The organism is Xanthobacter sp. 126 (assembly GCF_000526175.1).
In the GTDB taxonomy this organism is placed as follows: Bacteria; Pseudomonadota; Alphaproteobacteria; order Rhizobiales; family Xanthobacteraceae; genus Xanthobacter; species Xanthobacter aminoxidans.
Genome location: NZ_JAFO01000001.1, coordinates 577,310 through 590,832 on the forward strand (window position 1 = coordinate 577,310; position 13,523 = coordinate 590,832).

Annotated in this window: 10 protein-coding genes; 3 read left to right on the forward strand and 7 right to left on the reverse strand. The window is 68.2% G+C overall.

Annotation, left to right across the window (positions count from 1 at the left end; all coding sequences use genetic code 11):
* Positions 1 to 52: 52 nt before the first annotated feature.
* The 7 genes from XAN126_RS0102620 to XAN126_RS28095 all read right to left on the reverse strand — a co-directional run bounded on the left by XAN126_RS0102620 (position 53) and on the right by XAN126_RS28095 (position 7,908).
* Entirely contained in the window at positions 53 to 1,813 is a 1,761-nt protein-coding gene (locus XAN126_RS0102620; RefSeq protein ID WP_024277047.1) for a NirA family protein, read from the reverse strand.
* A 22-nt stretch (positions 1,814 to 1,835) separates the two neighbouring features.
* On the reverse strand, positions 1,836 to 3,050 hold the full coding sequence (locus XAN126_RS0102625) for an FAD-dependent oxidoreductase (protein ID WP_024277048.1): 1,215 nt from the start codon (positions 3,048 to 3,050) through the stop codon (positions 1,836 to 1,838).
* 10 nt (positions 3,051 to 3,060) lie between these two features.
* Positions 3,061 to 3,486: a globin family protein gene (locus XAN126_RS0102630; RefSeq protein WP_024277049.1), complete on the reverse strand. Its 426-nt coding sequence runs from the start codon at positions 3,484 to 3,486 to the stop codon at positions 3,061 to 3,063.
* Positions 3,487 to 3,643: 157 nt separating this feature from the next.
* Positions 3,644 to 4,438: an ABC transporter ATP-binding protein gene (locus XAN126_RS0102635; RefSeq protein ID WP_024277050.1), complete on the reverse strand. Its 795-nt coding sequence runs from the start codon at positions 4,436 to 4,438 to the stop codon at positions 3,644 to 3,646.
* Positions 4,439 to 4,448: 10 nt separating this feature from the next.
* Positions 4,449 to 5,369 (reverse strand): nitrate ABC transporter permease, encoded by a 921-nt coding sequence (ntrB, locus tag XAN126_RS0102640; protein ID WP_024277051.1) that lies wholly within the window; start codon positions 5,367 to 5,369, stop codon positions 4,449 to 4,451.
* A gap of 70 nt (positions 5,370 to 5,439) precedes the next feature.
* On the reverse strand, positions 5,440 to 6,804 hold the full coding sequence (locus XAN126_RS0102645; protein ID WP_024277052.1) for a CmpA/NrtA family ABC transporter substrate-binding protein: 1,365 nt from the start codon (positions 6,802 to 6,804) through the stop codon (positions 5,440 to 5,442).
* Between the two features lie 420 nt (positions 6,805 to 7,224).
* On the reverse strand, positions 7,225 to 7,908 hold the full coding sequence (locus XAN126_RS28095; RefSeq protein ID WP_024277053.1) for a CatB-related O-acetyltransferase: 684 nt from the start codon (positions 7,906 to 7,908) through the stop codon (positions 7,225 to 7,227).
* 313 nt (positions 7,909 to 8,221) lie between these two features.
* On the opposite strand from XAN126_RS28095, the gene polA reads away from it, so the two are divergent.
* From polA to cysG, 3 genes are all read left to right on the forward strand, one after another.
* On the forward strand, positions 8,222 to 11,200 hold the full coding sequence (gene polA, locus XAN126_RS0102655) for a DNA polymerase I (RefSeq protein ID WP_024277054.1): 2,979 nt from the start codon (positions 8,222 to 8,224) through the stop codon (positions 11,198 to 11,200).
* Positions 11,201 to 11,432: 232 nt separating this feature from the next.
* Positions 11,433 to 11,777 (forward strand): RidA family protein, encoded by a 345-nt coding sequence (locus XAN126_RS0102660; RefSeq protein ID WP_024277055.1) that lies wholly within the window; start codon positions 11,433 to 11,435, stop codon positions 11,775 to 11,777.
* 192 nt (positions 11,778 to 11,969) lie between these two features.
* Positions 11,970 to 13,493 carry a siroheme synthase CysG gene (gene cysG, locus XAN126_RS0102665; RefSeq protein ID WP_024277056.1) on the forward strand — a complete coding sequence of 508 codons (1,524 nt, stop codon included), beginning with the start codon at positions 11,970 to 11,972 and terminating at the stop codon, positions 13,491 to 13,493.
* The last annotated feature ends 30 nt before the right edge of the window (positions 13,494 to 13,523 follow it).

Below are 13,523 nucleotides of genomic sequence, written 5' to 3' on the forward strand. Positions count from 1 at the left end.
GGGGCCCAGCGCACAACGTCGCGCAGCGGCCGAATGGAAGGGGCCGGGCGGTTCATGCCGCCTCCGCCAGCGCCTTCAGCGCGTCGGGCTCAAAGCGGCGGGTGAAATCGGCGAAGCTTTCGCCGGCCGTGCGGTGGGCGAGCCAGCTTTTCAGCAGGCGTTCCACCACGGCCAGGGCGTCGTCCGCCGGCACGTATTGGTAAAGCTCGCGGGCGATGGCGGCCGCGCTGCCGAAGCCTCCGCCGACGAGGATGTGATAGCCGTCCACCGTGTCCCCGTCGTCATTGACGGGCACCCGCGCCCCGATCAGCCCGATATCGCCGATATAATGCTGGGCGCAGGAATTGTGGCAGCCGGTGACGTGGATGTTCACCGGCCCGTCGAGGGCGACGCGCTCTTCGCAATGGGCCAGAATGGCCCGCGCGGTGCCCTTGGTGTCGGCCGCCGCGAAGCGGCAGCCCTTCGCCCCGGTGCAGGCGACGATGCCCGCCTGGAGCGGTGTTGCCTTCGTGCTGAGGCCGAGGGCTTCCACCGCGCCCGTGACGGCCGCGATGTCTGCGTCCGCGACGCCGGAGATGAGCAGGTTCTGCCAGACGGTGAGGCGGATATCCCCGTCGCCGAAGCGGGCCGAGATGTCGGCGAGGCCGCGCATCTGGACGGCGCTCATGCGGCCCACGGGGGTGGCGACGCCCACATAATTCAGCCCCACCTGCTTCTGCGGATGGACGCCGAGATGGGCGAGCCGGTCCGGCTCCGCGCGCGGCTTCACCGCCTCGGCGGAAACGCGCGTGAAGGGGCGGCCGAGCTTGGCTTCCACCCGCTTCAGGAAGCCGTCGAAGCCGAGGGAATCGAGCACGTATTTCAGCCGCGCCTTCTTGCGGTCGGTGCGGTCGCCGGTGTCGATGAAGGCGCGCACGATGGCCGCCGCCACGTCCACTGCCTCCCCCTCGCGCACGACGATGCCGGTGTCGCGGGCGAAATCCTTGTGGCCGGTGATGCCGCCCAGCACGAGGCGCAGCCATACGCCGGGCGCGATGCCGAAGCCGTCGATCACCTCCACCGCCTGGAAGCCGATGTCGTTGGTGTCCTCCAGCGCGCCGATGGTGCCGGCGCCGTCGAAGGCCACGTTGAACTTGCGCGGCAGGCCGTACATGTCGCGGCTGTTCAGGATGTAATGGTGCCAAGCGTTCGCCAGCGGGCGGGTGTCGAGCAGTTCCTGCGGGTCGATGCCGGCGGTGGGCGTGCCGGTGACATTGCGGATGTTGTCGGCCCCCGAGCCCTTCGCCGTGAGGCCGAGGCCGACCAGCCCCTCCAGCACGGCGATGCCGTCGGTGGGCGGGATCTCGCGGATCTGGAGATTGGCGCGGGTGGTGATGTCGGTGTAGCCGCCGCCGTTACGCGCGGCGATATCGGCGATGCCGCGGAACTGCCAGTGGGTGAGGATGCCGCCGGGAATCCGCATGCGGCACATGAAGCTGTCCTGCGCCGGGGCCACATAGAACAGGCCGTGATACTTCCAGCGCAGCACGTCTGGCCCTTTGGGAAAGGCGCCGTCGCGGGCGGCATGGCGCATGCGGTCGTAGGCGTCGAGGCCCAGCTCCTCGCGCTTCGCCTTCTCCTCGGGCGTGAGCTTCCGGCCCTCGGCCTCGGTGCGGGCCATGGCGCGATGGCTCGCGGCATCCGGCCCGGTCATCTCCGCGACGGGCGCGGCCGAAGGCGCGGGGGCAGCCCCGCGGGCGACCTGCACGGCCTTGGCGCCGGAGACGAAGCCTTCGAGATAAAGCTTCTGGTCGAGGGTGAAATCGGCGCCCATGGGGTTTCCTTTCTTCTTCTTGTCAGGCTGCCGCCGCCACCGCATCGCGACCGAACGCAAGCTCGGTCCGCATGGCGGCGATGGGGGTGCGGCTTGTGATGAGGTCGAGATAGAAGAGGCCGTCCGCCGTGTCGCCGAACAGCACGGCGCCGGAGAGCCGGCCGTCCTTCAAGATGAGCCGGCGGTAGACGCCGAGCCCGCGATCGGTAAGCACGATGTCCTCCGTGCCCGCGCCGCCGGTGACGTCGCCGGCGGAGAAGACGGGCACGCCCGACACCTTGAGATTGGTGGAAACCACCGAGCCCACGTAGCGCGCATCCTCTCCGGCGAGGCGGCGGGCGAGCACGCCGGCCTGCTCATAGGCGGGTGCGACGAGGCCGTAGGTCATGCCGCGATGCTCGGCGCATTCGCCGATGGCGAAGATGTCGGGATCGGACGACGCGAGGGTGTCATCCACCACGATGCCGCGCTTCACCTCCAGCCCCGCCCCACGGGCGAGGTCCGCATTGGGGATGACGCCGCAGGCCACCACCAGAATGTCGGCGGGAAGGACGCGGCCGTCCTTCAGGCGCAGGCCGGTGACATGGCTTTCGCCCTCGATGGCCTCGCTCGCGGCGCCCAGCAGCACCTCGATGCCCTTGGCCTCCACCGCGCGTCGAAGGAAGGCACCGGCTGTGATGTCCAGCTGGCGTTCCATCAGCCGGTCCATGAGATGGACGAGGCGGGTCTCGACGCCCGCACCCGCGAGCCCGGCTGCCGCCTCGATGCCCAGCAGCCCGCCGCCGATGACCACGGCGCGCGTGCCGGGCACGGCGGCGGCGGCGAGCAGGGCTTCCACGTCGTCGAGATCGCGAAAGGTGTGGACACCGGGCAGGTCCATGCCCGGCAGCGGCAGGCGGATGGGGTGGGAGCCAGTGGCGAGCACCAGCTTGCCGAAGGGCAGGCGGCGGCCATCGGCGAGGATGACTTCGCGCGCGGCGCGGTCGATGGCGGCGGCAGGGGTGCCGTATTGCAGGGTCACGCCCCGCGCGCGCCACCAGGCGGCGGGCTTCATCTCCGCCTCGGCGGCGGTCATGTGGCCGGCGAGCACCTCGGAGAGTAGCACGCGGTTATAGGCAAGGTGCGGCTCCGCCCCGATCACCGCCACGGCGTGGCGGCCCAGCGCGCGCCGCGTCAGCTCCTCACAGAGCTTCGCGGCGGCCATGCCGTTGCCGATGACGAGAAGGGGCTCGCTCACGCCTGCCTCCTCACTCGGCCGCAACCGGCGCCTTGGCGGCGGCGGCGATCATGACGGAAGAGAGGATGCCGTAGGCTTCGACCCAGGCTTCCCTGGTCTCGGGCGTGAAGTCCGGGCCGAGGCCGCGCTCCAGAGTCCAGATGAGCGCGGCACCGACGGGGGCGTAGTGCTCGTCCTTCACGCCATAGGCCACATGCTTGTGGGCGAGACTCTCGGCGGCGGGGACGATCTTCGACAGGTCGTTGAGGCCGGCGACGACGAGGCCCAGCGTCGCCATGAGCTTGGCGCCCTGGAGGCTCATGTCGCCCTTGAACAGGGGCTTCACCTGCGGCGCGATCTCGAACAGCCGGCCGTAGAAGACGGCGGCGGCGGTGTCGGCGATGGGCACCACCTTGGCGAACGAGTCCTGGATCAGCTCGATCTGGTGCGGGGTCAGGCTCATGGTGCAACTCCTGGCGCAATTCCGGATGAAGGGCGCACGGACCCGCGCGCCGGTTTGGCGCGTGAGATCGACGCTCGGTGTGGACGGCGCGGGTCGGACCCGCGCCTGCTGATCGTGCTTGGACGGCGCTGGCAGGCCGCGCCTTTGGGGCTCAGGCGGCCTCGACGAAGCGGTGGCGCTCGTGGAGGAATTTCAGCACCGCCTCGCGGGCCTTGAGGTAGGTGGGGTTGGTCACCAGATCGAGGCGCTTGCGCGGACGGGGCAGATTCACCTCCAGCACCTCGCCCACATAGGCGGAAGGGCCGTTGGTCATCATCACGATGCGGTCGGAGAGCAGCACCGCCTCGTCCACGTCGTGGGTGATCATGAGGATGGTGTTGCCCAGCGTGGCGTGGATCTGCATCACGCTGTCCTGAAGATGCGCGCGGGTGAGCGCGTCCAGCGCGCCGAACGGCTCGTCCAGCAGCAGCACCTTGGGCTCCATGGCCAGCGCGCGGGCAATGCCGACGCGCTGCTTCATGCCGCCGGAGACTTCCGACGGGCGCTTGTCCTTGGCATGGCCCATCTGCACGAGGTCGAGATTGTGCAGGGTCCAGTCATGCCGCTCGGCGCGCGAGCGGGTGCCGGAGAACACCTTGTCCACCGCGAGGCGCACATTTTCATAAACTGTGAGCCAGGGCAGCAGCGAGTGGTTCTGGAACACGACGGCGCGGTCCGGGCCGGGGGAATTCACCTCCCGCCCGTCGAGGATCACCCCGCCGGTGGTGGCGGAGGTGAGGCCGGCGACGATGTTCAGCAAAGTGGACTTGCCGCAGCCGGAATGGCCGATGATGGAGACGTATTCGCCCTTGTCGATGTCGAGCGTCACCTCCTTCAGCACATTGGTGGAGGCGGAGCCGCGGGTGAAGGTCTTGTCGATGTGATCGAGCTTCAGATAGGCGCCCATGGAAGCCTCCTCAGGCAGCGGCGGTGCCGCGGGTGACGAAGGCGCCGACGGCGGCGATCATGCGGTCCAGAATGAAACCGGTGATGCCGACATAGAAGAGCGCCACGATGATGTCGCCGATGAGCGACGAGTTCCACGCATCCCAGATGAAGAAGCCGATGCCGACGCCGCCGATGAGCATCTCCGCCGCGATGATGGCGAGCCAGCTCAGGCCGATGCCGATGCGCAGGCCGGTGAAGATGTAGGGCGCGGCGGCCGGGATCATGATCTTCAGGAAGAATTCGATGGGGTTCAGCCGCAGCACCGCAGCAACGTTCCGGTAATCCTGCGGGATGTTGCGGATGCCCACCGCCGTATTGATGATGATGGGCCAGATGGCGGTGATGAAGATGACGAACACCGCCGCCGGCTGGCCGTCGCGGAAGGCGGCGAGGGAGAGCGGCAGCCAGGCGAGCGGCGGCACGGTGCGCAGCACCTGGAACAGCGGGTCGAGCCCGCGCATGGCCCAGGTGGACTGGCCGATGAGCACGCCGAGTCCCACGCCGGCCACCGCCGCGAGGCTGTAGCCCACCGCCACCCGCTGGAGCGAGGCGAGGATGTGCCAGAACAGGCCCTTGTCGAGGCCGCCCCGGTCATAGAAGGGGTGGGCGATCAGCTCCCACGAATTCTGGATGATGGAGGAGGGCGGCGGCAGGGCCGAGCCCGGGGCGCTGCACAGGATCTGCCACAGGCCCAGGAGCAGGGCGATGACGACGATGGGCGGGACGATGTTGGCCGCGGCCGTCTTCAGCAAGGGCACGATCTTCTCCGCCAGCGCCGGGCGCTTGCGCGCCGGCATCTTCACCACCTGCGCGGCGGCGACTTGCGCGGCAGGGGCTTGCGCCGACGGAGCGGACAGGGATTTTTCCAGCTTGAGGGCGGGCATGGACATGAGTGCGTCTCCGGGTTCGGGGCAGGGGGCGCCGCCCCCGTGGTCTGGGATCAAAGGCGGCGCCGTGCGATCACGAGATCCGCTTGATGCCGAGGCTCGACAGGTAGGCGGAGGGGTTTTCCGGATCGAAGACCTTGCCGTCGAAGAAGGTCTCCTTGCCGCGCGAGGTGGCGGTGGGGATCTCGGCCGCCGGCACGGAGAGGGCCTTCGCCGCCTCGCGCCACATGTCCTCGCGGTTCACCTTGGCGATGAGGGCCTTGGCGTCGTAATCGGGCTCGAACTTGCCCCAGCGCTGGTCCTCGGTGATGAACCACAGGTCGTGGCTCTGGTAGGGGTAGGACGCATTGTCCTGCCAATACTTCATCATGACCGGGCTCTTCTCGACCACGCGGCCGGTGCCGTAGTCGAACTTGCCCTTCATGCGGTCCACCACGTCGGCGACCGGCACGTTGATCCACTGGCGCTTGGCGCAGATGGCCGCGACTTCCTCGCGGTTCTCCATCTTGTCGCACCACATCTGGGCTTCCATCACCGCCTTCAGCAGCGCCATGGCGGCCTTCGGGTTCTTGTCCACATAGGCGGCGCGCATGCCGAGCGCCTTCTCCGGATGGTCCTTCCAGAGCTCGCCGGTGGTGACGGCGGTGTAGCCGATCTTCTGGTGGATGAGCTGCTCGTTCCACGGCTCGCAGACACAGAAGCAGTCCATGGTGCCCACCTTCATGTTGGCCACCATCTGGGCCGGCGGGACGACGATGGTCTCGATGTCCTTGTCGGGGTCGATGCCGCCGGCGGCGAGCCAGTAGCGGATCCACAGGTCATGGGTGCCGCCGGGGAAGGTCATGGCGGCCTTCACCGACTTGCCGGAGGCCTTCTTCTTGTCCAGCGCTTCCTTGAAGGGCTTGGTATCGAGGCCGATCTTGAGGTCGATATATTCCTGGCCCACCGAGATGCACTGGCTGTTCAGGTTCAGCCGGGAGAGGATGTACATGGGGGTGGGGACGTTGTTCTGCGTCACCTTGCCGGCGGAGATCAGGTAGGGCATGGGCGTCAGGATGTGGGCGCCGTCGATGCCGTTGCCCTCGGAGCCGAGCACCAGATTGTCGCGCGTGGTGCCCCAGGAGGCCTGCTTGGCCACCGTCACGTCGGTCATGCCATATTTGTCGAACAGGCCCTTTTCCTTGGCGACGAACAGGGGCGCCGCGTCGGTGAGGGCGATGAAGCCGAGCGTCGCCTTGTTGGTCTCCGGCGCCTCGGAGGCATAGGCCGCCGGCACGCCGCCGGGGAAGGCCATGCGGATGCTCTCGAACAGAGCGGCGGTGCCCAGCGCCGCGGCCGTGCCCTTCAGCAGCGAGCGGCGCGAGACGCCGGCGGGGGTGGAGGCGTCGGCTGCGGTGGAGACGGTCTCGTTGGGCCCGGACTTGAAAGCGTCGCTCATGTTCTTTTCCCCTGGATCGGCAAAGGCGGACGCGGAGACCCGAAACGAAAAAAGCCGCGGACATGCTCACGACCTTCAGGTCATGGCTGTCAGCGGCTCTGCTGCGGGTCCCAGCGTTGGGACGAATATGAGGCGCGATCATCATCGACTGCGCCGCGTTGATAAAAGCAAGTGATGGGCCAAGTGCGCCCGGATGCTTAGGTCGTTGATTTCGCGAATAAAATTAGACTGATGAAAAATTGGGCGTGCTGGGAGTTTGCACTTCTGTTGTTCATCTGAGGATGCAGATGCCTGCGAAGTGTGCGCTGCGGCACGGCTTGGCCTTACGCGTGTCGCCCCCTCCCCCGCTGAGACACGCTCTCCCGTGGCGGCCGCTCGCGCAGACGCCGCAGCGGTTTGGGAACGGGATAAAGGCGGCAGTCAAAGCAGGTCAGCGGCGCTGAGCCATGCCGGTTCGTAGGGCTGTATGGAGCCATCCTCGATGGCCTTCTCCAAACCATCGAGGCAGGCCGGCATGTTGGTGATATCAAAGCGTACGAGGTCGGCTATTGAGAACCGCCACCACCGAAGGCGTTCCAGCCGAACGATGGTTTCCGGGTCAAAGCGATAGCGGACGATCTGCGCCGGGTTGCCGGCCATGATGGCATAGGCCGGAACGTCGCGCGTGATGCACGACAGAGCCGCTATCACCGCCCCGTTGCCGATCGTGACGCCCGAGCGGATGAAGGCATTCTGCCCAATCCACACGTCGTGCCCAATTTTTACCGGCTTGACGCTCCCCTGGAACCAATGCCGTTCCGGGGCGTCCTGACCGGACACGAAACGATCCCAGCCGTAGAGGGCGGGGTTTTCGAAGCTGGAGCTCGTCGAAAGACGAGTCATGTCGTGCTCGTTGGCTCCGAGCGTAACCCCAGGCGCAATCGAGCAGTACCGGCCGATCTCCAGCCAGCACACATGACCGGGGGCGTGGATCATCGAGAACGCGCCAAAACGAGACGGAAACTCGCTTCGGACATCCTTGGTGACGAGCGTAGGAGGCTCAAACGCCAACGCCGAGTGGGCGGCCGACAGGTCGACGTTTGCCTCAATCCCATCCTTTTTCATTGTCGTCCTCGATCCGAACGCCTCACAAGTGGCCAGGCACCATAGAGTACATTCCGGGAGCGGGGCTATGCCGAAGCGCTTGCCCTGAGATGCCTGTTCGCGGCATCTCCTCCTGCATCTGCGGCGACGCAAAGAGCCGCGGTGCCCCGCTGCTCTGCGAATCTGCGCCTGATCGCTCCGATTGCGAGGTGTCGCCCCGTCGCGGGCGAGCCCCTTGTCCCTTGCCGCCCCCTCGGGCATCGTGCGCGCCTTCGATCGACCCCCGATCCAGACCTCTGATCGCCGCTGCCGCCGGACCTTTGAAGGACGCCCCATGTCCCCCTCTCCCCGCCCCCTCAAGCCCGGCGACCATGTGTTCCTGGTGGATGGCTCCTCCTTCGTGTTCCGCGCCTATTTCCAGTCCATCAATCAGGACCGGAAGTACAATTTCCGCTCGGACCGGCTGCCCACGGGCGCGGTGCGCCTCTTCTGCACCAAGCTGTTCCAGTTCGTGCGCGACGGGGCCGTGGGCATCCGCCCCACCCACCTCGCCATCGTCTTCGACAAGTCGGAGGACAGTTTCCGCAAGGAGCTTTATCCCGACTACAAGGCCAACCGCTCCGAGCCGCCGGACGAGCTGATTCCCCAGTTCCCGCTCATGCGCGAGGCGGTGCGCGCCTTCGGCCTCATCCCGGTGGAACAGGCGCGCTACGAGGCGGACGACATCATCGCCACCTATGCCGAGCATGCGGTGAAGGCCGGGGCGGACGTGCTCATCGTCTCCGCCGACAAGGATCTGATGCAGCTCATCGGCCCCAAGGTCGCCATGTACGATCCCGCCTCGGGCGAGAGCGGCGGGCGTGGGGCGCGCCCCGAGCGGCGCATCGGCCTTGGCGAGGTTCAGGAATATTTCGGCGTGCCGCCGGAGAAGGTCACGGACGTGCAGGCGCTGGCCGGTGACAGCACCGACAACGTGCCCGGCGTGCCCGGCATCGGCATCAAGACCGCCGCCCAGCTCATCGCCGAATATGGCGACCTGGAAACGCTTCTCGCCCGCGCCGGCGAGATCAAGCAGCCCAAGCGGCGTGAATCGCTGCTGAACAATCAGGACGCCGCGCGCATCTCCAAGCAGCTTGTCACGCTGGTGCGCGACGTGGCGGTGGAAGTGCCCCTGGAAGACCTCGTGCTCGAAGACCCGGACGCCAAGCGCCTCATCTCCTTCCTGAAGGCCATGGAGTTCACCACCATCACCCGCCGCGTGGCCGAGGCCTATGGCGTGGAAGCCGGCGAGGTGGAGCCGGACCCGAAGCTGGCGCCGAGCGGCGGCGATCTCTTCGCCCCCGCCGCCGCGCCCACCGCTGAAGGCGAAGCGCCGACCGCCGCCGCCCAGCCCGCGGCCCCCAGCGGCACGCCGACCCCCTCCGATCTCGCCCACCAGCGCGCGCAGGCCGCACGGGCGACGCCGGTGGACCGCAAGGCCTACCGCACCATTCTCGATCTCGCCGAGCTGAAGGCGTGGTGCGCGAAGGCCAGGGACCTCGGCGTCGTCGCCTTCGACACCGAGACCAATTCGCTGGACCCCATGCAGGCGGATCTCGTGGGCGTCTCGCTGGCGCTCTCACCCAATGAGGCCTGCTACATCCCCCTCCTGCATCAGGGCGCGGGCGACGGCCTGTTCTCCGAGGGCCTGCTGCCGGGGCAGATTTCGCTCGCCGATGCGGTCGCGGCGCTTAAGCCCATGCTTGAGGACAAAGGCACGCTGAAGATCGGGCACAATGTGAAGTATGACGAGGCGGTGCTGTCCCGCCACGGCATCAATGTCGCGCCCATCGACTGCACCATGTGCATGTCCTACGCGCTCGATGCCGGCAAGAACGGCCATGGCATGGACGAGCTTTCCGTGCTCCACCTCGGCCACCAGCCCATCGCTTTTTCGGAAGTTGCGGGCAAGGGCAAGGCGCAGATCACCTTCGACAAGGTGCCGCTGGAGACCGCCACAGCCTACGCCGCCGAGGATGCGGATGTGACCCTGCGCCTGTGGCAGGTGCTGAAGCCCCGCCTCCCCGCCGAGGGCCGCACCACCGTCTACGAGACGCTGGAGCGCCCGCTCATTCCCGTGCTGGCGCGCATGGAGAGCCGCGGCATCGCCATAGACAAGGCCATGCTGGCGCGCCTGTCGTCCGAATTCGCGCAGGGCGCCGCGCGGGTGGAGGACGAGATCGCAGAGCTGGCCGGCGAGCGGCTGAACGTGGGCAGCCCCAAGCAGATGGGCGACATCCTGTTCGGCCGCATGGGCCTTCCCGGCGGCACCAAGACCGCCACCGGCATGTGGTCCACCAAGGCCACCGCGCTGGAGGAGCTGGCCGAGCAGGGCCACAAGCTGCCGCAGAAGATCCTGGAATGGCGCCAGCTCTCCAAGCTGCGCTCCACCTATACGGATGCGCTGCCCAATTTCGTGCACCCGCAGACCAAGCGCGTCCACACCTCCTACGCGCTGGCCGCCACCACCACGGGGCGGCTCTCCTCCTCCGATCCCAACCTCCAGAACATCCCGGTGCGCACCGAGGAAGGCCGCCGCATCCGCCGCGCCTTCGTGGCGGAAGCGGGCAACCTCCTCGTCTCGGCCGACTATTCGCAGATCGAATTGCGGCTGCTGGCCGAGATCGCCGAGATCCCGGCGCTGCGGCAGGCCTTCACGGACGGGCTCGACATCCACGCCATGACCGCCTCCGAGATGTTCGGCGTGCCGGTGAAGGACATGCCGGGAGAAATCCGGCGGCGGGCGAAGGCCATCAATTTCGGCATCATCTACGGCATCTCAGCGTTCGGCCTCGCCAACCAGCTCTCCATTCCGCGCGAGGAGGCGGGGCAATACATCAAGCGCTATTTCGAGCGCTTCCCCGGCATCCGCGACTATATGGAGGAGACCAAGACCTTCTGCCGCGAGCACGGATACGTGGAGACGCTGTTCGGCCGGCGCTGCCACTATCCCGACATCGCGGCGAAGAACCCGTCTCTGCGCGCCTTCAACGAGCGCGCCGCCATCAATGCCCGCCTCCAGGGCACCGCCGCCGACATCATCCGCCGCGCCATGATCCGCATGGAGCCGGCGCTGGTTGAGGCGGGGCTCTCCGCCCGCATGCTTCTTCAGGTCCACGACGAACTGGTGTTCGAGGTGCCGGAGGCCGAGGCTGAGGCCACCATTCCCGTGGTGCGCCACGCCATGGAGACGGCGGCGGCCCCCGCCGTCAATCTCGCCGTGCCGCTGAAGGTGGACGCGCGGGCGGCGAAGAACTGGGAAGAGGCGCACTGAGGGGCGGCGTCTTCTTACGCTCTTCGTTCGCACTTTTCGCCGTCTTTCCCTCTTTCGCCGTCGTCCTCCGGCTTGACCGGAGGACCCATCTCTCCGCCGGTCGGAACGTCGACATGGGCCCTCCGGTCAAGCCGGAGGGCGACGGGTGATGGAGCGGAGGCGGCAGCGGATGGTTGACGCCTCCGCCCCGGATGCTGCTAAACACCCGCCATTCCCAACACGAGGACACATCATGAGCATCGAACGGCTCGACAAGGGCGCCCGCATGAGCGAGGCGGTGATCCACGGCAACACCGTCTATCTCGCCGGCCAGGTGGCCGAGGGGCCGGACGTGGAGAGCCAGACGAAGGCCGTGCTCGCCTCCATCGACAGCCTGCTGGCCCGCGCCGGCACCGACAAGTCGCGCATTCTTACCGCCACCATCTGGCTGTCGGACATCAAGAACTTCGCTGCCATGAACAGCGTGTGGGACACCTGGGTGGACAAGGCCAATCCCCCCGCCCGCGCCACCAGCGAAGGCAAGCTCGCCGCGCCGCAGTTCCTGGTCGAGATCATCGTCGTCGCCGCCCGCGGCTGATCGGCTGGGGTCTCCCTCTCCCCTCGAAGTCGGCTATTGCCGACTTCGGTTTTCACGAAATGAACTCGGCATCAGCCGAGTTCAGGCGGGAGAGGGTGGATCGCGGCGCAGCCGCGAGACGGGTGAGGGGGTGGCGCCCGGCGGACTTGGAGCTTACCCTTTCCGAATAGCGAGCTTTTTGGAGTTTTCCCCATGGCCGCCCCCGGCGCCGAATCCAGCAGCCCCCGTGCCCCGCGTGAGACGCGGCAGGCGCGCATGGAGGCGCTTGCGCGGCTGCCGCTGTTCTTCGGGCTCGAGGGCCGGCGCGTGCTGGTGGCGGGCGGCGGCGAGCCTGCGGCCTGGAAGGCGGAGCTTCTCTCCGCCGCCGGGGCGCGGGTGGAGGTGATCGCCCCTGCCGTCTGCGAGGACATCTGGCGGCTGGCCGGCGCACCCACCCGTGGCCCGCATAACTCTGGCCCCATCGCCGTGCATGTGCGCGACTGGCATCCGGACGATATTGAGGGCGCGGCCCTTGCCATCGGCGATTTCGAGGATGCGGACGCGGCCGAGCGCTTTTCCGCCGCCGCCCGCGCCGCCGGGGTGCCGGTGAACGTCATCGACCGGCCGGCTCTGTGCGATTTCACCTTCGGGGCCATCGTCAACCGCTCGCCCCTCGTGGTGGGCATTTCCACGGATGGTGCCGCCCCCGTGTTCGGGCAGGCGGTGCGGGCCAAGATCGAGGCGCTGCTGCCCTCCGGCTTCCGCGCCTGGGCGCAGGCGGCGAAGACGTGGCGCGCGGCGGTGACCGAGCGCGGCCTCTCCTTCCACGCCCGCCGGGCCTTCTGGGAGCGGTTCGCCGCGAAAGCCCTCGCCGAGCCCCACCGGGCGCCGGAAGAGGCCGACCGCGCCGCATTGTTCGCCGCGCTCGAGACGCAGGGCTCATCCCCGCAAGGTCGCTCGGGCGTGGGCGGCTCGGTGGTGCTGGTGGGCGCGGGGCCGGGCGATCCCGAGCTTCTGACGCTGAAGGCCGTGCGCGCGCTGCAATCGGCGGACGTGGTGCTCTATGACGACCTCGTGTCCGGCGCGATCCTCGACTTCGCCCGGCGCGAGGCGAAGAAGATGCTGGTGGGCAAGACCGGCTACGGCCCTTCCTGCAAGCAGGACGACATCAACGCGCTGATGGTGGAACTGGCCCGCGAGGGCCGCCGCGTGGTGCGCCTGAAGGGCGGCGAGCCCATGATCTTCGGCCGGGCCGGCGAGGAGATCGCCCATTGCCGCGCGGCCGGCGTGCCGGTGGAGGTGGTGCCGGGCATCTCTTCCCCGCAGGGCGCGGCGAGCCGGCTCGTCACCTCCCTGACCCACCGCGACCATGCGCGGCGGCTGCAATTCGTCACCGCCCATGCCCGCGACGGGAAATTGCCCGCCGATCTCGACTTCAAGGCGCTCTCCGACAAGGCGGCCACCACCGTCGTCTACATGCCGCGCCGGACCCTGCCGGACCTCGTGCGCAACCTGCTTGCGGCCGGCATCGAGCCGGCGACGCCCGCCGTCGCCATCTTCTCGGTCACGCGGCCGGAGGAGAAGGTGGTGATCGCCACCGTCGCCAGCCTCGTGGAGGCCGTGACCCGCGCCGTGGACGCAGGGGCGGACGGCCCCTGCCTCGTGCTCTACGGCCATGCCCTGTCGGAGGTCGCGGCGCAGGACCTGCCGCAGGCGGCCGAGGCCGCGCGGGGATAGGTTCGGTCCCGCGCGCCGAAGGGGGCCCCG